Genomic DNA, 20,430 nt, shown 5'->3' with positions numbered 1-20,430 from the left:
CCTAGAGGATGCCGAGGTTGCGCCTGAGCTCGTAGGGGGTTACCTGGATTCGATAGTCATGCCACTCCGCACGCTTGTTGCGGAGGAAATTCTCGTAGACCTGCTCGCCGAGGATCTCAGCCACAAGTTCCGAATCCTCCATGGCCCGCACGGCGTCGTGAAGGCTCGCCGGCAACGGATCGTGACCCATGGCGCGCCGCTCCGCGGCTGTCAGGCTCCAGACGTCATCCTCTGCTCCCGGCGGCAGTTCGTAGCCCTCCTCGATTCCCTTCAGACCGGCACCCAGCAGCACGGAGTACGCGAGGTATGGGTTTGTTGCGGAATCTATACCGCGGTATTCAATGCGGGCGGATTGCCCCTTGTTCGGCTTGTACAGCGGAACGCGCACCAGCGCGGAACGGTTGTTGTGACCCCAGGAAAGGTAGCTTGGTGCTTCGCCGCCGCCCCAGAGACGCTTATAGGAGTTGACGAACTGATTGGTGACTGCCGTGAATTCCGGTGCGTGGCGAAGGATGCCTGCGATGAACTGGCGTGCCGTTTTGGACAACTGGAACTCGGCGCCGGCTTCGAAAAACGCGTTGGTGTCCCCCTCGAAGAGCGAAAAGTGCGTATGCATCCCGGAGCCCGGGTGATCGGAAAAAGGCTTGGGCATGAAGGTGGCGTAGCTGTCCTGCGTCAGCGCTACCTCTTTGATGACTGTGCGGAATGTCATGATGTTGTCGGCAGTCTGCAGCGCATCGGCGTAACGCAGGTCGATCTCATTTTGCCCCGGACCGGCCTCGTGGTGGCTGAACTCGACCGAGATTCCGACAGATTCGAGCATCGCAACCGCGGTCCGCCGGAAATCCTGCGCCACGCCGCCCGGTACGTGATCGAAGTAACCCGCCTGGTCCACCGGAACAGGCTGACCGTCTGCGCCGAGCTCGTCAGACTTGAGAAGGTAGAACTCGATTTCCGGGTGGGTGTAGCAAGTGAATCCCATGTCCGCCGCTTTAGCGAGCGTCCGTTTCAGCACGCCGCGCGGGTCAGCTGATGACGGCTGGCCATCCGGGGTCAGGATGTCGCAGAACATCCTGGATGTCTGCTCTTTTTCACCGCGCCAGGGCAGGATCTGAAACGTCGAGGGATCCGGCTGGGCAAGCATGTCGGACTCGAAAACCCGGGCGAGGCCCTCAATCGAGGAACCGTCGAAGCCGAGGCCTTCCTCGAAAGCACCCTCGACTTCCGCGGGAGCAAGGGCAACCGACTTCAACGAGCCGACGACGTCGGTGAACCACAGCCGGACAAAACGGACGTCGCGTTCCTCGATGGTGCGTAGGACGAACTCCTGCTGCCGATCCATTCCAACCTCTTTCCCACTCATCCCGTTGTCTTTCCGACCTCCCGTACAACCAGGTGCCTACTCCCCGGTCCGCTGCTCACTTTACTGACAATGGACCGTCAGCGCGGGCACCGGCGTGCGGAGAGCCGCACCCGTACAGTATGTCCGGCTTGTGTTACGACGGCGTTACCCGTGAAGTAGGCTCGTGGTCATGAATTTCGCGGAAACTCCAGCCCCCTATGGAACCGGATCACAGGCCGGTGGTGCACCGTCCCAGCCGGTCCCGCGGATCCGGACACACCATCTCCAGGCGGCGAAAGACAGCGGCCGACGATTCGCCATGCTGACCGCGTACGACCAGTACGCAGCAGAAATCTTCGATGCTGCAGGCATAGAGGTGTTGCTTATTGGAGATTCCGCTGCGAATAATGTGCTCGGGCACGCCACCACACTGCCGATCACGCTCGACGAAATGATCCTTTTCTCCCGCGCCGTCACACGGGGAGCGAGCCGCTCTCTAGTGGTTGCGGACCTACCTTTCGGCAGCTATGAGGTCTCGCCTGCCCAGGGCGTGGAATCCTCCGTCCGTCTGATGAAGGAGGGACTGGTTCATGCGGTGAAAATGGAGGGCGGAGCGCACTATGCGGAAACAGTCCGCGCTATTGTGCGCGCAGGCATTCCCGTCATGGCACACGTCGGCTTCACACCGCAAAGCGAGCACTCCCTGGGCGGCTACCGGGTCCAGGGCAGGGGTGAGGCCGGACGGCAGGTAATTGATGACGCCGTAGCACTCGCGGAGGCCGGCGCCTTCTGCATTCTCATGGAGATGGTGCCGGCGGATGTAGCGGCTGAGGTGGACCGCGCTGTCAGCGTGCCCACCATTGGCATCGGTGCAGGCTCGGCGACCACCGGCCAGGTACTGGTGTGGCAGGACATGGCGGGCCTGCGCTCGGGCAAGCAGGCCAAGTTCGTCAAACAGTTCGCAGATGTTAGATCCGTGCTTTCCGATGCCGCTCGCACCTACGGCGATCAGGTCCGTGACGGAAGCTTCCCCGGTCCCGAGCACAGCTTCTAGCAGCTTCCGCAGAAGCTACTCCTCGTCCTGTGCGTCCCACGCACGGTTGCGCTCCTGAACCTTTTCCGGCGCGCGTTCCGCTTCTGCTCGCGTGGGATAGGGACCAATGAGTTGGCTCCAGTCGGACTGGGCATCTTCTTCAACCTCGTGGGTCCGAACGTTGTACCAGTACTGCACCATCGCGGCCTCCTTGGTCTTGCTTTCACTTTCGGCTTCGGTGGTTCCACACCGATAGGATCAAGAGTATGTCCCAGCATTCCTCCTCCGCACCCGTCGGCACGCTCATCGGGGGGACTATCAGTCCTCCCCGTAAGGTGCCGCGGTCAATTGAGCGTCCGGAGTATGTCGGCCGCCCCGGACCTGCCCGGTTCGAGGGATCCGAGGTCAAGTCGGCTGACACCATCGAGAAAATCCGCCGGGCAGGAAAGATAGCCGCGCAAGCCATCCAGGAAGTCGGCCGGCACATTACCCCCGGCGTCACCACTGACGAGCTCGACGCCGTTGGGCACCGGTTCCTGATCGAGCACAAGGCGTACCCTTCCACCCTCGGTTACCGCGGATTCCCGAAGTCTTTGTGCTCGTCGCTCAACGAGGTCATCTGTCACGGCATACCTGACTCCACCGAGCTCCGCGACGGAGACATCATCAACATCGACATCACCGCCTACATCGACGGTGTGCACGGAGATACCAACTACACCTTCCTCGTCGGCGACGTCGACGAGGATTCCCGCCTGCTGGTGGAGCGCACCCGGGAGGCTCTGAACCGGGCTATCAAGGTGGTTGCCCCGGGACGGGAAATTAACGTCATCGGCCGTGCCATTGAGTCCTACGCGAAGAGATTCGGCTACGGTGTTGTGCGGGACTTCACGGGTCACGGAGTCGGAGAGGCTTTTCACACCGGGCTGATCATCCCGCATTATGATGCCGCGCCGGCCTACAACCGCGTCATCGAGCCCGGGATGGTATTTACGATCGAACCGATGCTCACGCTTGGAACCATTGAGTGGGATATGTGGCCTGATGACTGGACTGTGGTCACCCGGGATCGTCAGCGCACCGCGCAGTTCGAGCACACGCTCGTGGTGACTGAGACCGGCGCCGAAGTCCTGACGCTTCCCTAGCAAGACCAAGCACCACCTCCGCGCATTACCGGCAAGGCGCGGACCAAACACACCCGAGAGAATTACTGGAGAAACATGGGCAAGAACAGCGGCAAGACGAAGGGCGGCAGGAACCTGCCTGCCACGGTCATCGGAATCGACATCGGTGGCACCGGCATCAAGGGCGGCATTGTTGACCTCACCGCCGGGGCCATCGTCGGTGATCGGTTCCGGGTGGAGACTCCCCAGCCGGCTACACCGGAGGCTGTCGCCGTCGTCGTCGCCGACATTGTTGCTGAACTGTCCGTCCGGGAGGGAGCGCCGCCTGCAGGCCTGCCGATCGGGGTGACCTTCCCGGCCATCATCCAGCACGGTGTGGCGCGCTCGGCGGCGAATGTCGATGAGAGCTGGATCGACACCGATGTGGACGCACTGTTTACCAAGGTCCTCGGACGCGACGTGCACGTTATCAATGATGCTGACGCCGCCGGCCTCGCAGAGGTTCAGTACGGCGCGGGCAAGGGCGTCGACGGTACGGTCCTTGTCATCACACTCGGTACCGGGATTGGTTCCGCTTTCATCTTCGACGGCAAGCTGGTTCCGAACGCAGAGCTTGGCCACCTTGAAATAGACGGGCACGACGCCGAGACCCAGGCTTCAGCCGTAGCCCGCGAACGACTGGGACTGAGTTGGGATGAGTACTCCGTCAAGCTGCAGCGCTACTTCTCCCACGTCGAATTCCTGTTCTCGCCTGAACTCTTCATTGTGGGCGGCGGCATTTCGAAGCGAAGCAAGGACTTCCTTCCCAATCTTTCCCTGCGAACGCCCATCATTCCTGCCGAGCTCCGGAATCACGCCGGCATTGTGGGAGCAGCGCTTCAAGCGGCGCTTCACTTCAAGAGCCAGCCGGTCGAAGCGAAATAGCGGGTGGTGCCGGTGGTGGCGGCGGCTTCCCCTCCGCAGCCACCACCGGAGATTATGTGGCGGTGAGCGGCCGCTGCTTACCCGATGAGACCCGGGCCGCCGCATTCTCCGCTTCGAGGCGGAGCTTCTCGATAGCCTTCTCGAAGTCCTCGAGGGAGTCGAAGCCCTGGTACACGCTGGCGAAGCGAAGGTAGGCTACCTGGTCCAGCTTCTGGAGCGGCCCAAGAATAGCCAGCCCAACCTCGTGGGCGTCGATTTCAGCGACGCCGCTTGCACGAACAGCCTCCTCGACGTCCTGCGCCAACAGTGCGAGGTCATCCTCAGTGACAGGCCGCCCCTGGCAGGCCTTGCGCACGCCGCTGATGACCTTGCTGCGGCTGAAGGGCTCGGCAACGCCGGACCGTTTGATGACCGACAGGCTGGTGGTTTCCACGGTAGTGAATCGCTTGCCGCATTCGGGACACTGGCGCCGACGGCGGATCGCTGATCCATCATCGGTGAGACGGCTGTCAACGACACGCGAGTCGGAACTGCGGCAGAACGGACAGTGCACTCCACCCTCGTTTCAACTCTGGCGAACAGCGTATTCATCGGATACGACGCAACTTTTCAACGGCGTCCGGAAACCATTCTAGAACTAGATGTAGTGAAACTACAACCATGCCATTACTAGATGTGGTGGTTTGGCACTCAGGGACAGGAGCGGTCAGCCGGAGTACCCGTCAGGAAAAGCGCACCCGCACCGCATCGCCGTGTCCCGGCAGATCCTCAGCCTGAGCAAGCTGAACAACATGCTCACTCACCTCCCGCAGGGCGTCTGCGCTGTAGTCGATCACCTGCATTGCCCGCAGGAAGGTGAACACGCTCAGCCCGGAAGCAAACGCCGCCGTGCCGGCTGTGGGCAGGACGTGATTCGAGCCCGCGCAGTAGTCGCCCAGGCTCACCGGACTGTAGTCGCCCACGAAGATCGCCCCCGCGTTCTTGATACGCGCCGCTACTGCTGGCGCCTGATCCGTGTGGATCTCCAGGTGTTCCGCGGCATACGCGTCACATACCGCAATACCGTGGTCAATGTTGTCCACCAGGATGGTGCCCGATTGAGGCCCGCCCAGCGCAGTTTCGACCCGCTCGCGGTGCCGGGTGGACTTCGCCTGGATCGACAGCTCCGCCCGGACGGCAGCAGCCAGTTCAACCGAAGGCGTGATCAGTACCGAGGCGGCGTTCGGGTCATGTTCGGCCTGGCTGATCAGGTCCGCGGCAACCAGTCGCGGCTGCGCCGTCCCGTCTGCCAACACAGCGATCTCCGTGGTGCCGGCCTCAGCGTCGATCCCGACCATGCCCTTGACCAGCCGCTTCGCTGTGGCGACGTAGATGTTCCCCGGGCCCGTGACAACGTCCACCGGCTCAATCGCGGTACGATCCTCCTCGCCTGACACACCGTGTGCGAAGGCGGCAATCGCCTGGGCACCGCCGATGCCGTAGACCTCCTTGACACCGAGCAGTTCCGCCGCGGCAAGAATCACCGGGTGCGGCAGTCCCCCGAATTCCTTCTGCGGCGGCGATGCCAGTGCAATGGACTGAACGCCGGCAGCCTGTGCAGGTACAACATTCATGATGACCGACGAGGCGAGGACCGCAAGCCCACCGGGGACATAGAGCCCCACCCTGCCAACGGGCACCCACCGCTGCGTCAGGGCAGCTCCAGGTCGGATCTCGACGACGACGTCCTGCGGTTTCTGCGCCAGGGCAAAGACACGGGCGCGGTCAATGGACTCCTCCAGCGCGGCCCGCACGTCAGGCGAGAGCGCCCGAAGTGCCTCACTTAAAGCCTCAGCCGGCACCCGCGGGTGGAACTGTTCAACGCCGTCGAACCGCTGCGCCAGCTCGCTGAGCGCGTCGAATCCGCGTGACCGGACAGCAACAATAATGTCTTCAACGCGGGAGGCGACCGATTCGAACGACGACGTGGTGCTCCTCGGCATCGCGGCACGGAGTTCGGCGGTGGATAGATGTGTCCCGCGCAGGTCGATCGTGCGGAAGGCGTCGAATGATCCGGGAGCGGTCTGAGCAGTCACAGCCGCAATTCTACCGGCGGCTGTCCTGGCTTCTGCCCACGACGGAAAGGGTGCGCTACCGATTCCGCCGGATAAGCAGCAGCCCGAGCAGCGAGGCCAGGAAAACCACCAACGCTGCGGCTGCGGGCCAGACCAATGCCACACCGAGCGAACGCAGCACAAAAGGAAATTCGCCGTCACCGCCGGAAAACAGGGCTCCAAGCCCCTGCCCAACCAACACAGCAAGGACGGATCCCACCATGCTTCCGCCCACGGCCGCGCACACACGCTGCCACGCGCCGGGCAGGTCGATACGGTTAGTCAACAGCCATCCGACGACGACGCCGGCCAGCAACTGCAATCCGCCGAGCACAAGGTCCCGGATCAGCCAGGACTCAGCGTTGGCCCTGTCTCCATAGAATCCGCCACCAGGCGACGCGAACCACCAGAGGACGCCGAGCACCGGTCCGAGCACAGTCGTTGCCGCGGCCCACCAGAGCAACGACGACGGCGGCACCGCCGTCTCCGCGGCGGGACCGGCATAGACCGCTGGTGGATACGTACCCGGCTCCGCTGCTGATTCCTGCGTCCGTCTCATCTAACCGTTCCCAATCTGTCGGAACTCATGCATCGAGGCACGTTGGTCCAAGAAGCACCTTGAGGTCCCCGAACAACGCCGGCGTCGGGTTGACCCGAAGGTCAACCGGCAGCGATAGCACTGACATCTGGCGTTCCTTACGGACATGCAGCCGCACCTCGGAGTTGCCCCGGTGCTGTCTCAGCACTGAGCCGAGTTCATGGATTACGGGTTCGGTAGCCCTGTGGTGAAGCATGGAAATGACCACCGGGCCGGAGTGGCCCTCCGTCAGATCCGGAACGGAAAGTTCCTGGGCGTTGAGGGTGACCGCGCCGTCGTCGCGCCGTTGCAGGCGTCCGCGAACCACCACGATTAAATCCTCCTCGAGTACCGACGCGATCGGTCCGTAGACCTGCCCGAAGAACATCACTTCCATCGATCCGCCAAGATCTTCAATTTCGGCCCTGGCGTAGGCGTTTCCGCTATTCTTGGCGATGCGGCGCTGGAGAGAGGTGATCATTCCGGCAATGGTCACGGGGGCGCCGTCGGCCGGGCCGTCTTCGCCGATAATGGAGGTGATGGCGGAATCAGCATGTTGGCTGAGCAAGCCTTCCAGGCCCTGGAGGGGATGGTCGGATACGTAGAGGCCCAGCATGTCCCGCTCGAAAGCGAGCTTGTCCTTTTTTGCCCATTCCGGCAGGTCCGGAACCTCGACCGAAAGCCCGGTTCCGACGCCCGGATCATCGAAGGCGCTGAAGAGATCGAACTGGTTGGCGGCTTCATTACGCTTGAGCACGACGACGGAATCCACGGCTTCCTCGTGGATCATCGCCAGTGCGCGGCGGGGATGACCCAGAGAGTCGAAGGCACCGGCCTTGATGAGCGACTCGATCGTCCGCTTATTGCAGACGACGGCGGGCACCTTCTGCAGGAAGTCGGAGAAGGATTCAAACGCACCCTTCTCCTCCCGAGCAGCCACCATCCCGCCGACCACGTTTGCGCCGACGTTGCGAATTGCGCCCATCCCGAAGCGGATATCAGTCCCGACCGGAGTGAAGTTGACGCTCGACTCGTTGACGTCCGGGGGCAGCACTGTAATGCCCATCCGTCGGCACTCGTTGAGGTAGATGGCCAGCTTGTCCTTGTCATCGCCGACACTGGTCAGCAGTGCCGCCATGTATTCGGCAGGGTAGTGCGCCTTGAGGAACGCGGTCCAGTAGGACACCAGTCCGTACGCCGCGGTATGAGCCTTGTTGAAGGCGTAGTCGGAGAATGACTCAAGCACGATCCAGAGCTTGTCCATAGCCGACTGTGAATAACCGTTGGCCTTCATTCCGGCGAAGAAGTCCGCTTGCTGCTTGTCCAGCTCGGACTTCTTCTTCTTGCCCATGGCGCGGCGCAGCATATCCGCCTGGCCCAATGTGAAGTTCGCCAGCTTCTGTGCGGCCGACATAACTTGCTCCTGGTACACGATCAGGCCGTAGGTGCCGCCGAGAATCTCCTCCAGTGGTCCCTCGAGTTCTGGGTGGATCGGCTCGATCTCCTGCATTCCGTTTTTGCGCAGGGCATAGTTCGTATGTGAATTCACGCCCATGGGACCAGGGCGGTAGAGAGCGAGGACCGCTGAAATGTCTTCGAAGTTGTCGGGGCGCATGAGCTTCAGAAGCGAGCGCATGGGCCCGCCGTCGAGCTGGAAGACGCCAAGGGTGTCGCCACGCGCCAGCAGCTCATAAGACTCCCGGTCGTCGAGTTCGAGGTCTTCCAGAACGAGGTCCTCGCCCTGGTTGGCCTTGATGTTCTCAACGGCGTCGGTGATGATCGTCAGGTTCCTCAGACCGAGGAAATCCATTTTGATCAGGCCGAGACCCTCGCACGTGGGGTAATCGAACTGCGTGATGATCTGGCCGTCCTGATCACGACGCATGATCGGAATGATGTCGATCAGCGGGTCGGAGGACATGATGACCCCGGCCGCGTGCACACCCCACTGGCGTTTCAGCCCCTCCAGTCCCAGGGCTGTCTCGAATACCTTCGCAGACTCGGCATCGGTCTTCAGGAGTTCCCGCAGTTCCTCCGCCTCCGAGAACCGCTTGGCGTCCTTGTTGTGCACGTCCGCCAATGCGAGCCCCTTGCCCATGACGTCCGGCGGCATGGCCTTGGTGAGGCGCTCCCCCGTGGAGAACGGATAGCCCATCACACGCGAGGAGTCCTTGAGTGCCTGCTTGGCCTTGATGGTGCCGTAAGTGACGATCATGGCGACGCGCTCGTCGCCATACTTTTCAGTTACGTACCGGATGACCTCGGAGCGGCGGCGATCGTCAAAGTCCACGTCGAAGTCCGGCATGGAGACGCGCTCGGGGTTGAGGAACCGCTCGAAGATGAGGCCGTGCTTCAGGGGGTCCAGGTCCGTGATGCGCATGGCGTACGCCACCATGGAACCGGCACCGGATCCGCGCCCGGGACCCACCCGGATGCCGTTGTTCTTGGCCCAGTTGATGAAGTCGGCCACAACCAGGAAGTAGCCCGGGAAGCCCATCTGCGTGATGACGCCGACCTCAAACTCCGCCTGCTTGCGGACGTCATCGGGTACGCCGGCCGGGTAGCGGTACTGCAGGCCCGTCTCGACTTCCTTGACGAACCAGGACTGCTCGTTCTCACCCTCGGGAACCGGAAAGCGCGGCATGTAGTTCGCCTTGGTGTTGAACTCGACGTCACACCGCTCGGCAATAAGCAGCGTGTTGTCGCAAGCCTCAGGGAAGTCACGGAAAATTGCCCGCATCTCGGCCGGCGACTTGAGGTAGAACTCATCGGCGTCGAACTTGAAGCGCTTGGGGTCCGCCATGGTGGAACCGGACTGCACGCACAGCAGCGCCGCGTGCGCCTTGGCATCCTCTGCATGGGTGTAGTGGAGGTCATTGGTGGCCACGAGGGGAAGGCCCAGTTCACGGGCGAGCTTGATGAGGTCCGCCTGGACGTTCCGCTCAATATCCAACCCATGGTCCATGAGTTCACAGAAGAAATTTTCGCGACCGAAGATGTCGCGGAAGTCGGATGCCGCCTGAACTGCCTCCCGGTACAGGCCGAGTCGCAGCTTTGTCTGGACTTCTCCCGAGGGGCAACCGGTGGTTGCAATCAGCCCTTTGCCGTAGGTCTGCAGCAGGTCGCGGTCCATGCGCGGCTTGTACAGATAGCCCTCCAGCGAAGCCAGCGAGGACATCCGGAAGAGATTGTGCATGCCCTCGGTGGTTTCCGACCACAGGGTCATGTGGGTGTACGCGCCCGCACCCGATACGTCATCGCGTCCGCCTCCTCCCCACTTGACACGGGTCTTGTCCGCACGGGCGGTGCCGGGCGTCAGGTAGGCCTCGACTCCGACAATCGGCTTCACTCCCGCATCACGGGCCTTGTTCCAGAAGTCGAAGGCCCCAAACACGAACCCGTGGTCGGTCGTGGCCAACGCGTTCATGCCGAGCTCCGCCGTATGGCTGAAGAGATCACTCAGGCGGGCAGCGCCATCGAGCATCGAGTACTCGGTGTGGTTGTGAAGGTGGACGAAGGAGTCCCGCGACGAAGCCGGGGCCACTGGGGATGAGGACGGAGCTGAGGAAACCACCAACTCATTCTAGCGAGCGCCGGGGACGCTTCCCGCGCGCCTGCAAGCGGGTGTCGGTCTCAGACCGTTCCGCCGGTCAGCGCATCGAGTGCATACTGCAGGTCCATGGGGAACCCGCTTTCGACGGCTACCCGTTCGCCGCTGCGCGGATGGTCAAACGAAAGCATGCTGGCGTGCAGCCATTGCCGGGTGAGTCCGAGCTCCGCCGCCAGCCGGGGGTCCGCCCCATACGTCAGGTCACCGGCGCATGGGTGGCGCAGAGCGGAGAAATGCACGCGGATCTGATGCGTACGCCCGGTCTCCAGGCGGACCTTGACGAGACTTGCCTTCCCGAACGCTTCCTCCACTGCGTAGTGGGTCACCGATGGACGGCCGTCCTCCATGACGGCGAACTTCCAGTCGTGCGCCGGGTGGCGGCCGATGGGCGCCTCGATAGTTCCCTGGAGCGGATCCGGTAGCCCCTGGACCAGCGCGTGATACTGCTTGTCTACGGTCCGATCCCGGAAAGCCTGCTTGAGCACGGTATAGGCATGCTCACTCTTGGCAACCACCATCGCTCCGGAGGTCCCAACGTCGAGTCTGTGGACTATACCTACCCGCTCGGGTGCACCGGTCGTGGAAATCCGGTACCCGGCAGCCGCCAGCGCTCCCACGACAGTGGGTCCCACCCATCCAGGGGACGGGTGAGCCGCAACTCCCACCGGCTTATCGATGACCACCAGGTCATCGTCGTCAAAAAGGATGCCCATTCCGTCAACCGGCTCGGCCACGATCCGCAAGGGATCGATTTTCTCCGGTACAACGACGGTGAGTGATCCGCCCGCGACGGCACGGGTTGACTTCTGGACGGGTGCACCGTCCATGGTGACGTTCCCGCCGCTGCACCATCCGGCAGCGACCGAACGGGATACCCCGGACAAGTCTGCGAGCACCGCATCGATGCGTTGGCCTGCAGCCGCCGCAGGAATGTCGAAGGTAGTACTACGGGCGTTCATCGTCAGCCACCTCGGCAGCGTCCGCATCCTCCCGCTCTTCATTGCTGCGCAGCCCATCCATACCGATGCCGCGCAGCGTCAGCAGGCAAATAAGAATGACTCCACTGACCACGGCGATGTCTGCGATGTTGAAAATCGCAAAATTCGGCAGGGCGATGAAGTCGACGACATGGCCCTGGCCAAACGAGGGCTCTCGAAATAACCGGTCGGTGAGGTTCCCGACGGCGCCGCCCAGAACCAGTCCCAGTGCGACAGCCCAGCCTTTTGATGCGACCTTGCCGATCTGCGTGATGATCGCTATGGATACGAGGGCCTGGATGATGGTGAAGACCCAGGTGATCTCTGTTCCGATGGAAAAAGCGGCCCCGGAGTTGCGAATGAAATGCCAGCTCAGCAGGGGCGGCAGCACCTCGGTGATCTGGCCCTCCACCATAGTGGAGACGACCCAGACTTTGGTGAGCTGATCGATGATGTAGGCGACCAGTGCGAACGCGACCAGAAGCAGCGCGTAACGGGCTCCGATGCGTTTGCCGTGCTTGCGGTGCGACCGGCCGGAATCGGGGCCTGAGGCGGAAGGATGCTCGGTCATGGTGCTTTCAGTTGTGAGCGCCGAAGAGGCGGCAGTGGACGCTTGGCTCTCCATCCAGAGTACGGCAGAGGCCAGCCGCCGGATAAACCGGCGACTGGCCTCGTGAGCCTGGGTTCTGCCTAGGCGTCTGCAGTTTCCGATGCAACAGAACCGCGGGAATCGAGGTCGCGAAGCTGACCTTCGATGTATGCCTTGAGGCGGGAGCGGTAGTCACGCTCGAAGCTACGGAGCTGCTCGACCTTGCGCTCGAGGACTGCCTTCTGCTGCTCCAGTGCGCCGAGAACCTTGCGGCTCTTCTCCTGTGCGTCATTGACGAGGCCGCTTGCTTCGATCTGCGCTTCGGCGATGATTTTGTCGCGCTGCTCAACGCCGGCGTTGACGTACTCGTCGTGAAGCTTCTGAGCCATGGCGAGGACGCCGGCCGCGGATTCCGCGGTGCCGCCCTGCTGGACAGGTGCAGCTGCGGCGGCTGGCTGGGGTGCCGGGCGCTCCTCGGCCTTCGGTGCTTCCACCTTGGGCTCCTCGGGCTTCTCTTCCTCGCGAACCTCTTCGGTAGCGGTGCTGCTGGCGGCCACCGGAGCAGGGACGGCAGCATTCTGCGCGGTGCCCGTGGGGACTTCCGAAAGCTGGCGGCGAAGGTCGTCGTTTTCCTGGTTCAGGCGGCGCAATTCCACGACGATCTCGTCGAGGAAGTCGTCCACCTCGTCCTGGTCATAGCCTTCCCGGAACTTGGTCGGCTGAAACCGCTTGTTGACAACATCTTCTGGCGTCAGGGCCATCTGGTCACCTCATATGGATTTAGTCGAAGCCGCCTGTCGAGCAGACCTGACAACGTTACCGAATTGTGGACATGCTTGTGGAGGTAAAACCTCCTGCTTCACACCAATATGTGATTCAGCGTATATCTTTTAGGTCTCGAAAACTAACCGGATCAAGCCATAGCCAGTGAACCTGCAATGGCCTTGAGGATAGTGGCCCCCAGGAACACCACGATGAACGCCAGGTCAAGCGAAACGCCACCCAACCGGAGCGGCGGGATGAGCCGGCGAAACAACCGGATAGGCGGATCCGTCACTGCGTACACCATGGATGCAAGAACCAGCGCCAGCCGCCTGGGGCGCCAATTACGGGCAAACATCTGAACGGCGTCATAAACAATACGAATGATCAGCGCGAGCTGGAACAGCATCAGCACCAGGTAGATCAGGGCGAAGACCAAGCTCACGTGTCAGTCACAGTCCTCTGGCATGAACGGAATAGTTACGAGTACCAGTAAACAGTGTCAGCTTTGATTGAAGAAACTCGCTTGCCCGTCGCTGGTCTTCTGATCTTCCCCGAGGACCTCGATATAGGAGGGCGACAGCAGGAATACCTTGTTGGTGACACGCTCGATGGACCCATGAAGCCCGAAGACGAGCCCGGCCGAAAAGTCCACCAGCCGCTTGGCGTCACCCTCGCCCATGTCGGTGACGTTCATGATGACAGGAATGCCGTCGCGAAAGCTTTCTCCGATAATTTTCGCGTCATTGTAGGAGCGCGGATGCACCGTGGTGATCTGGCGCAGCGATGAGGCGTCCTCGCGTGCAGACTGCGCCCGCTTGATGGGCGTGACCGGGGCGCGGTACTCCTCCGGGGCCGCCTTTGCTGCCGGCGCGGCTTCGACATGGCGCTCGTCGCGGTCGTAGTCCACGGAGTATTCCTCATTCCTGCTGTGGGATGTCTTTGGCTCGGGCTCGTAGTGCTCGTCACCGTCGGCGAGCCCAAGGTAAATCATTGTCTTGCGCAGTGCGCCAGCCATGGTTGCTCCTGTCAGTCCTTCGTCCTGCATCCGTCATGCAGAATGTAAAGCAAGGTGTGATTCAACACCGCCCAGGCACCTCCTGGGATTCCCCGCGGTTACAGCGTTGACGCTACCCCACGGGTGGGCGGGCACCGAGGACATCTGAACCGATGCGAAGGTGTGTCGCACCGGCCGCGACAGCGTACTCAAGGTCACCGCTCATCCCTGCCGAGATGCCGCTTGCCGCCGGGTAGCGGGAGACGAGGTCGGCGGAGAGGTCAGCGAGCCGGCTGAAGGCTTCGCGGGGGTCCCCGCCAAGGGGCGCAACGGTCATCACTCCCGCCAGGCGCAGATGTTCGGCGTCATGAATCCTCGCGGCGACTTCGAGGGCATCGGAAGGATGGGCTCCCCCGCGACCGGCGCCCTCGGCTGACAGGTTGACCTGAACGAAGCAGTCCAGCAGGGCAGGAAGGCCGCGCGCAGTTCCTCCCGCAAGGGAACCAGGGTTTTCGGCGCGACCTGCCATCGCCTTTTCCAGAGCGCTCACCAGGGAGCTGCGGTCGACGGAGTGCACGGAGTGGGCGTAGCCCACAACCGACCGGGCCTTGTTGGTCTGCAGTTGGCCGATGAAGTGCCAGCGCAGTTCCGGATCCGGAACCTCCCGGGCTTTGACAGCAGCCTCCTGGTCGCGGTTCTCACCGACGTCCCGAACCCCGAGCTCATGGAGCAGTAGAAGGTCCTGCGGCGGGAAGAACTTGGTCACGACAATGAGCGTAGGTCTGTTCCTGCCTCCGCATGCCGCCATCGCGTCATCAATCCGTTTGTTGACCCGCTGAAGGTTGGCCTCCAGTTCAGCGCGCCTTCCCGAGGTGTCAGCCATCCCGCCACACCAACCCTGCCAGACGGCCCGCCGGCCTACCCTGCCGGACGGCACGGTGGGAGAACAGACTTTCGTTCTCAAGCGTGCACGGATTGCCGCCCCCGCCGAGATCTTGCACGGAAACTCCGAGTGCCTCGAGTTGACCGCGAACACCGGCGGGAAGGTTGAGCGAAGGTGTCCCCCAATGTGTGCTGCAGTGAGTCAGTGGCACGGCCTGGGCAACCTCCTCGCGCATGTCCGCCGGCACCTCGTAGCACCGGCCGCACACGGACGGCCCGATCCACGCTGAAATGGATTCCGCCCCGTGGCGCTGCAGTTCAGCAACTGTGCGTCCGGCTATGTTTCCTTCAACCCCTCTTCGTCCGGCGTGGATGACCGCCGTCACGGGTTCATGACGGGCAGCGGACCCGACGAGCACCACCGGAACGCAGTCAGCAACGAGGACGGCGAGTGGGTCCGTGCCGGTCGGGCTCACCAGGGCATCAGCCTCGGGCACGTCCTGGGATCCTGCCTCTGCTACGACGGTCGAGTGGGTCTGGTTCATGAAACGGAGTGAACCAGGGCCAGTTCCGAGTTCAAGCTCCAGCGCCTGCCTGGAACGAACGGCGGCATCCGGGTTGCCCCCGATGCGCGGAGCGAGGTTTCCCGCGCCACGATCAGTGAAGGCAACCCGGATACCGGGCGCTACGAGCGATGTCCAGAAGAACAACGGCTACTTCAGGAAATCGGGAACGTCCAGGTCATCGGAACGTCCGGTCGAGTAGTCAGGCTCGACGACGGCCGGCAGGTCCACATCGAACCCGGCGTCACCCGGAACATCGTTGCCTCGTCCGTTGGACGAGTGCTGCGACCACGAACCGTAGCCTGCTCCTGCCGCGACGGTCTGCGGAGCCGGTGCGGACTCGCGCCCGATGGCGGGAGCTGAGGCCGGCTTTGCCGCGGGCGCTGCTGGTTGCGACGTGGCATCCACCTGATCGAAACCTGCTGCGATAACCGTGACCCGCGCCTCGTCTCCCAGTGCGTCGTCGATCACCGCACCGAAGATGATGTTTGCCTCCGGGTGCGCAACTTCCTGCACGAGGCGCGCTGCCTCGTTGATTTCGAACAGCCCGAGATCCGATCCGCCCTGAATGGACAGCAGAACGCCGTGGGCGCCGTCGATGGAAGCTTCGAGGAGCGGCGAGGCGATCGCCAGTTCCGCTGCCTTGACTGCACGATCCTCACCGCGGGCGGAGCCAATGCCCATGAGAGCCGAACCTGCGCCCTGCATGACCGACTTCACGTCTGCGAAGTCGAGGTTGATCAGGCCCGGCGTGGTGATGAGGTCCGTGATGCCCTGGACACCCGAGAGCAGCACCTGGTCCGCTGAGCGGAACGCGTCAAGCATGGAAACGTTGCGGTCGCTGATGGACAGAAGACGGTCATTCGGAATGACAATCAGGGTGTCGACTTCATCTCGAAGTGTGTCGATACCGGTTTCTGCCTGGTTGGAGCGCCGGCGACCTTCGAACGTAAACGGCCGGGTCACTACGCCGATGGTCAACGCACCAAGAGAACGCGCAATCCGCGCGACAACGGGTGCGCCTCCGGTACCGGTGCCGCCGCCTTCTCCTGCGGTCACGAACACCATGTCCGCGCCGCGGATGACTTCCTCAATCTCCTCGGCGTGATCTTCGGCCGCCTTCCGGCCCACTTCCGGATCAGCTCCGGCGCCCAGTCCACGGGTGAGTTCGCGTCCGACGTCGAGCTTCACATCGGCGTCACTCATGAGTAGTGCCTGCGCGTCAGTGTTGATGGCGATGAACTCCACGCCGCGCAGGCCAACCTCGATCATTCGGTTGACGGCGTTCACGCCACCGCCGCCGATGCCGACGACCTTGATGACGGCCAAGTAATTCTGCGGTGCTGCCACGTCCTGTGTCCCTTGTTCGATCTGTGCGCTGGTTGGGTTATGGGCTGGAGGTTCCAACCTTCAACTTGCTAACATTCACCTTCAGGTTGAAAGTTAATGTTATGTCAAGTAGTTTCTTATTGAGACGCTAGGTGCCCGGCCACCGGCATGCAATGACCACTCCCGCGTGTCGGAAAACTCATCGGGTTACCGGCCTCGATGGTGTGCTTACGTCGTAGACGCTAACCGGCGCATCCTGCTGCGGAAGAGTAAGCAGCGCGGCGATGACACGGGCCTTTGCCTCGTTCTCCTCGGCACTCCCCCAGAAAATTGTTTTCCCGTCCGTCAGCTTCAGCTCAACGGAGTCGATTGACTTTGCCGATGCGTGAACCAGGCGCTCCCGGATAGCTGCGGGCAGGGCGGCAAGGACATCGGTAATTGACGAGAAGACCGCACTGTTGACGGCATTCGTACCTCCGTCGATGAGGGGCAAGGCAACGGACTTCCTGTCAGTGACCGTGGTGAGCTGCCGGCCTTCTGCGTCTATGAGGATGTACTTACCGCCGCTCTCAAGGATTGCAACAGGGGTGCGCTCCGTGACAGTCACGCTCAGGGTGGACGGTGGTGCCGCGGCCACGGAGATATTCTCGATCGGAGCGAACCCTTCTAGCAGTGTGCGGACGTCGTCGTCCCCGATCTGGGTCAGAGACCTTCCCATCAGCGGCTCCAGTGCCGCCGTAATCTGGTCCTCCGGTACCAATTGGTTCCCCTGCACCTCGAGGGAACGTACTGCAAGCGCCGGTGAGAACACCAGATAGGCGATTACGCCCGCGACGATCAGCACCGTTGAGATGATGCCCGTCAGCCACCACCTCCTGCGCCGGCGGCCGGGAGGTTCCGGAAAAGCAATGACCGTGCCGTCGTCGTCCTCGCGGTCCAACAGGGCAACAGGTGCTTCTTTCGATGCGGATATTCTGCTTCCCCGCATTCTGCTGGACTGAGGAGGATGCACCTGCTTCTCGGCGGTGATGGTTTCATTTCCCGACGCTGTGTTGGCCGGCGTCGATGCCCTGCCCGGCTTGCGCGGAGGACGTGCTGTCACTGTGGATGCCCCTTTCCTGCAAGGAGGTCAACCAGCAGCGGACCGAAGCGGGTAACGTCGCCTGCTCCGACCGTCAGAATGATGTCACCGCTCTGCGCCGTAATGACCATCTCCCGCAGTGCCTCGTCTGCATCGGGCGCGTACCCGCCCGGAACCGTGAGCCGGTCGCTGATGAGCCGGCTCGTCACTCCCTCCACCGGGTCTTCCCTTGCGGCATAGATGTCAAGCACGCGCACCGTATCAGCCAGTGACAGAGCGCCGGCGAACTCCTTGGCAAACTCCTGAGTGCGGGAGAAAAGGTGCGGTTGAAACAGGACGTGCACGCGGTGGTCTCCCGCGACGGTCCGGGCAGCGCCCAGCGCGGCCGCCACCTCCGTGGGGTGATGGGCGTAGTCATCGAAGACGCGCACACCGCCTGCTTCACCCTTAGCCTCGAACCGTCTGGCAGCACCGGAAAAGGATGCGAGGCCCGCGGCAGCAGCAGCCGGATCCACGCCCAACTCCAACCCGACGCTGAACGCCGCTGCCGCATTCAGGACATTGTGCCGCCCAGGCACCCCCAGCTGGAGTTCCTGCTGGCTGTCGAGTCCATCGATAGAGAAGGAAAGGACGCTGTTCGACGTGCTGCCGAGCGCGCGGGTGTTGCTGATTCGAACGTCTGCGCCGGCACAGTAGCCGTAGGTCCGCACCCGGCGGGAACCGGCGATTCGCGCCGCCAGGGCGGCAGCGCCGTCGTCGTCACGGCATGCTACCAACACGCCGGCGTCGGCCGGCAGCAGCGCAGCGAACCGATCGAACGATTCGTACACTGCAGCAGCGGACCCATAGTGGTCCAGGTGATCCGCCTCGACGTTGGTGACAACGCCAACGTGAGGACGGTAGTTGAGGAAAGAGCCGTCCGACTCATCTGCCTCCGCCACGAAGACTTCCCCCTCCGCCCATTCAGCGTTGACTCCAAGCGCCGCGACGTCCCCACCGATCGCAAACGATGGACGGGTTCCGGCGGCCTGCAGCATGACGGTGATCATCGCCGTCGTCGTGGTTTTGCCGTGCGTGCCGGCAACAGCAACCACTTTCCGCCCGTCCATCGCGGCAGCAAGCGCTTCCGAACGATGCAGGACGCGCAGGCCGCGCGTTTTTGCTTCAACGAGCTCGGGGTTGGTCTCCCGGATTGCGCTGGAAACCACCACGGTATCTGCGGCACCGACGTTCGCTCCCTCGTGGCCGACGTGCACCGTTGCGCCCAGCGCGGCGAGAGCCTGCAGGCCGCGCGAGTCAGCGGCATCGGACCCTGACACCGCTACTGAGCGGCCGAGGAGGACCCGCGCCACAGCGGACATGCCCGCTCCGCCGAGCCCAATGAAATGGACCCGGCCGAGATCCTGGATAACTGCACTCATGAGCGGCCTCCCGCGGCGTCGATGATGAGCTCCGCCATGCGGACGTCCGCGTCGCGCACACCGAGCGGCGCCGCGGCGCGGGACATGTTCTCGAGACGCACAGGGTCCTGCACCAGCGGCAGGGCTTCGGTAAGCAGCCAGTCACCAGTAAGCTGCGCATCCTCGATCATGAGGGCGGCGCCTGCGTCCACCAGCCCCGAAGCGTTTCGCCGCTGCTCACCGTTTCCGTGCGGCAAGGGCACGAACACAGTGGGCAACCCGACTGCCGCAACTTCACAGACGGTTGCTGCGCCTGCACGCGCCAACAGCAGGTCTGCCGCCGAGTAGACATTCTCCATACCGTCCACATATTCGACCTGCCGGTACCCCTCGGCAGCAAGGAGCGCGCCGTCGGGGCCGGGAACCTGCTTGCCGCGTCCGGTGATATGAAGCACCTGTACCTGCGCTGCGTCATCGACCATTTTTGGCGCCGCTGCGGCGACCGCCCGGTTGATGCTCGCAGCGCCGGAGGAACCGCCGGTCACGATGAGCGTTGCACGATCCGGGTCCAGCCCAAGGCTTACCCGCGCTTTCCGACGGGCGGCCGCCCGGTCCAGGGTGGAAATCTCCCGCCGCATGGGCATGCCCACCCATTGCTCGTCCGGCAGTCCGGTGCCGCGGAATGCCACCGCAACGCTCCGGGCAATACGCGCGCCAAGCCGGTTGGCCAGGCCGGGGCGGGCATTAGCTTCATGGATGGCCACGGGAACGCGGCGGATCCAGGCCGCAAGATAGAGCGGCGTGGACACATACCCGCCAACCCCGACGACGACGTCAGCCTGCGCCGCGTCGATAATCTTCAGCGCCTGCCGCACGGCTCGGACCAGACGGACCGGCAGTTTCAACAGATCGACGGACGGACGGCGGGGCATGGGCACCCGTTCAATGGTTTCCAGCCGGAAACCGGCCGCAGGAACAAGGCGGGTCTCCATTCCGGCGGCCGTTCCGACGGCAAGCACCCGGGCGTCCGGGCGGGCCTCGACCAGAGCTCGTGCAATGGCTAGCAATGGGCTGATGTGCCCGGCAGTTCCCCCGCCGGCGAGCACGACCGACAGGGCAGCAGATTCAGTCAATGGGTTCTCTTGAT

20 protein-coding genes are annotated in these 20,430 nt (G+C 62.9%); 3 read left to right on the top strand and 17 right to left on the bottom strand.

Annotated features, from left to right (window positions below; genetic code table 11):
• Position 1: 1 nt before the first annotated feature.
• Positions 2-1,342 (bottom strand): type I glutamate--ammonia ligase, encoded by a 1,341-nt coding sequence (glnA, locus tag ACZ2GY_RS06505; protein WP_056547176.1) that lies wholly within the window; start codon positions 1,340-1,342, stop codon positions 2-4.
• Between the two features lie 190 nt (positions 1,343-1,532).
• Between glnA and panB the strand changes: the two genes are divergently transcribed.
• Positions 1,533-2,396, top strand: a complete 864-nt coding sequence (gene panB / locus ACZ2GY_RS06500; RefSeq protein ID WP_346028365.1) for a 3-methyl-2-oxobutanoate hydroxymethyltransferase — start codon at positions 1,533-1,535, stop codon at positions 2,394-2,396.
• A 15-nt stretch (positions 2,397-2,411) separates the two neighbouring features.
• Here the strand turns inward: panB and ACZ2GY_RS06495 are convergent, their stop codons facing one another.
• Complete coding sequence (locus tag ACZ2GY_RS06495) at positions 2,412-2,576, bottom strand: SPOR domain-containing protein (protein ID WP_157359053.1); 165 nt, start codon at positions 2,574-2,576, stop codon at positions 2,412-2,414.
• Between the two features lie 65 nt (positions 2,577-2,641).
• Between ACZ2GY_RS06495 and map the strand changes: the two genes are divergently transcribed.
• Together map and ppgK are read left to right on the top strand one after the other, a co-directional pair.
• The gene (map, locus tag ACZ2GY_RS06490) at positions 2,642-3,520 is read left to right on the top strand and encodes a type I methionyl aminopeptidase (protein WP_277357809.1); all 879 of its coding nucleotides are present in this window, start codon (positions 2,642-2,644) and stop codon (positions 3,518-3,520) included.
• 75 nt (positions 3,521-3,595) lie between these two features.
• Positions 3,596-4,423 carry a polyphosphate--glucose phosphotransferase gene (gene ppgK, locus ACZ2GY_RS06485; protein ID WP_346028366.1) on the top strand — a complete coding sequence of 276 codons (828 nt, stop codon included), beginning with the start codon at positions 3,596-3,598 and terminating at the stop codon, positions 4,421-4,423.
• A 52-nt stretch (positions 4,424-4,475) separates the two neighbouring features.
• On the opposite strand, the gene nrdR is transcribed toward ppgK, so the two are convergent.
• The 15 genes from nrdR to murG all read right to left on the bottom strand — a co-directional run bounded on the left by nrdR (position 4,476) and on the right by murG (position 20,416).
• Positions 4,476-4,976, bottom strand: a complete 501-nt coding sequence (gene nrdR / locus ACZ2GY_RS06480) for a transcriptional regulator NrdR (protein WP_277357811.1) — start codon at positions 4,974-4,976, stop codon at positions 4,476-4,478.
• A 169-nt stretch (positions 4,977-5,145) separates the two neighbouring features.
• Positions 5,146-6,507 (bottom strand): histidinol dehydrogenase, encoded by a 1,362-nt coding sequence (hisD, locus tag ACZ2GY_RS06475; RefSeq protein WP_404800707.1) that lies wholly within the window; start codon positions 6,505-6,507, stop codon positions 5,146-5,148.
• A gap of 46 nt (positions 6,508-6,553) precedes the next feature.
• A complete protein-coding gene (locus tag ACZ2GY_RS06470) occupies positions 6,554-7,075 on the bottom strand; it encodes a hypothetical protein (RefSeq protein ID WP_277357813.1) in 522 nt (173 codons plus the stop codon).
• A 25-nt stretch (positions 7,076-7,100) separates the two neighbouring features.
• On the bottom strand, positions 7,101-10,577 hold the full coding sequence (gene dnaE / locus ACZ2GY_RS06465) for a DNA polymerase III subunit alpha (protein WP_471673559.1): 3,477 nt from the start codon (positions 10,575-10,577) through the stop codon (positions 7,101-7,103).
• A 149-nt stretch (positions 10,578-10,726) separates the two neighbouring features.
• On the bottom strand, positions 10,727-11,662 hold the full coding sequence (locus tag ACZ2GY_RS06460; RefSeq protein WP_471673319.1) for an RluA family pseudouridine synthase: 936 nt from the start codon (positions 11,660-11,662) through the stop codon (positions 10,727-10,729).
• Entirely contained in the window at positions 11,649-12,251 is a 603-nt protein-coding gene (lspA, locus tag ACZ2GY_RS06455; protein ID WP_471673318.1) for a signal peptidase II, read from the bottom strand. Before lspA ends, ACZ2GY_RS06460 begins: the two co-directional genes overlap by 14 nt.
• Positions 12,252-12,370: 119 nt before the next feature.
• Positions 12,371-13,030 (bottom strand): DivIVA domain-containing protein, encoded by a 660-nt coding sequence (locus ACZ2GY_RS06450; protein WP_471673317.1) that lies wholly within the window; start codon positions 13,028-13,030, stop codon positions 12,371-12,373.
• 152 nt (positions 13,031-13,182) lie between these two features.
• A complete protein-coding gene (locus ACZ2GY_RS06445; RefSeq protein WP_471673316.1) occupies positions 13,183-13,476 on the bottom strand; it encodes a YggT family protein in 294 nt (97 codons plus the stop codon).
• A gap of 57 nt (positions 13,477-13,533) precedes the next feature.
• The gene (locus tag ACZ2GY_RS06440) at positions 13,534-14,049 is read right to left on the bottom strand and encodes a cell division protein SepF (protein ID WP_471673315.1); all 516 of its coding nucleotides are present in this window, start codon (positions 14,047-14,049) and stop codon (positions 13,534-13,536) included.
• A gap of 112 nt (positions 14,050-14,161) precedes the next feature.
• Positions 14,162-14,911: a YggS family pyridoxal phosphate-dependent enzyme gene (locus ACZ2GY_RS06435; RefSeq protein WP_471673314.1), complete on the bottom strand. Its 750-nt coding sequence runs from the start codon at positions 14,909-14,911 to the stop codon at positions 14,162-14,164.
• Positions 14,904-15,620 carry a purine nucleoside phosphorylase YfiH/LACC1 family protein gene (locus tag ACZ2GY_RS06430; protein WP_277357818.1) on the bottom strand — a complete coding sequence of 239 codons (717 nt, stop codon included), beginning with the start codon at positions 15,618-15,620 and terminating at the stop codon, positions 14,904-14,906. Before ACZ2GY_RS06430 ends, ACZ2GY_RS06435 begins: the two co-directional genes overlap by 8 nt.
• A 3-nt stretch (positions 15,621-15,623) precedes the next feature.
• Complete coding sequence (gene ftsZ / locus ACZ2GY_RS06425; RefSeq protein WP_056547145.1) at positions 15,624-16,823, bottom strand: cell division protein FtsZ; 1,200 nt, start codon at positions 16,821-16,823, stop codon at positions 15,624-15,626.
• Positions 16,824-17,001: 178 nt separating this feature from the next.
• Entirely contained in the window at positions 17,002-17,904 is a 903-nt protein-coding gene (locus ACZ2GY_RS06420) for a cell division protein FtsQ/DivIB (RefSeq protein WP_277357819.1), read from the bottom strand.
• Positions 17,901-19,304 (bottom strand): UDP-N-acetylmuramate--L-alanine ligase, encoded by a 1,404-nt coding sequence (gene murC, locus ACZ2GY_RS06415; protein WP_277357820.1) that lies wholly within the window; start codon positions 19,302-19,304, stop codon positions 17,901-17,903. Before murC ends, ACZ2GY_RS06420 begins: the two co-directional genes overlap by 4 nt.
• Positions 19,301-20,416: an undecaprenyldiphospho-muramoylpentapeptide beta-N-acetylglucosaminyltransferase gene (gene murG, locus ACZ2GY_RS06410; RefSeq protein ID WP_277357821.1), complete on the bottom strand. Its 1,116-nt coding sequence runs from the start codon at positions 20,414-20,416 to the stop codon at positions 19,301-19,303. Before murG ends, murC begins: the two co-directional genes overlap by 4 nt.
• Between the last annotated feature and the right edge of the window lie 14 nt (positions 20,417-20,430).

This window comes from Arthrobacter sp. KKT183 (assembly GCF_055657625.1).
Note: the sequence above shows the minus strand (reverse complement) of the source record. Positions and strands in the feature narration are given on the sequence as shown.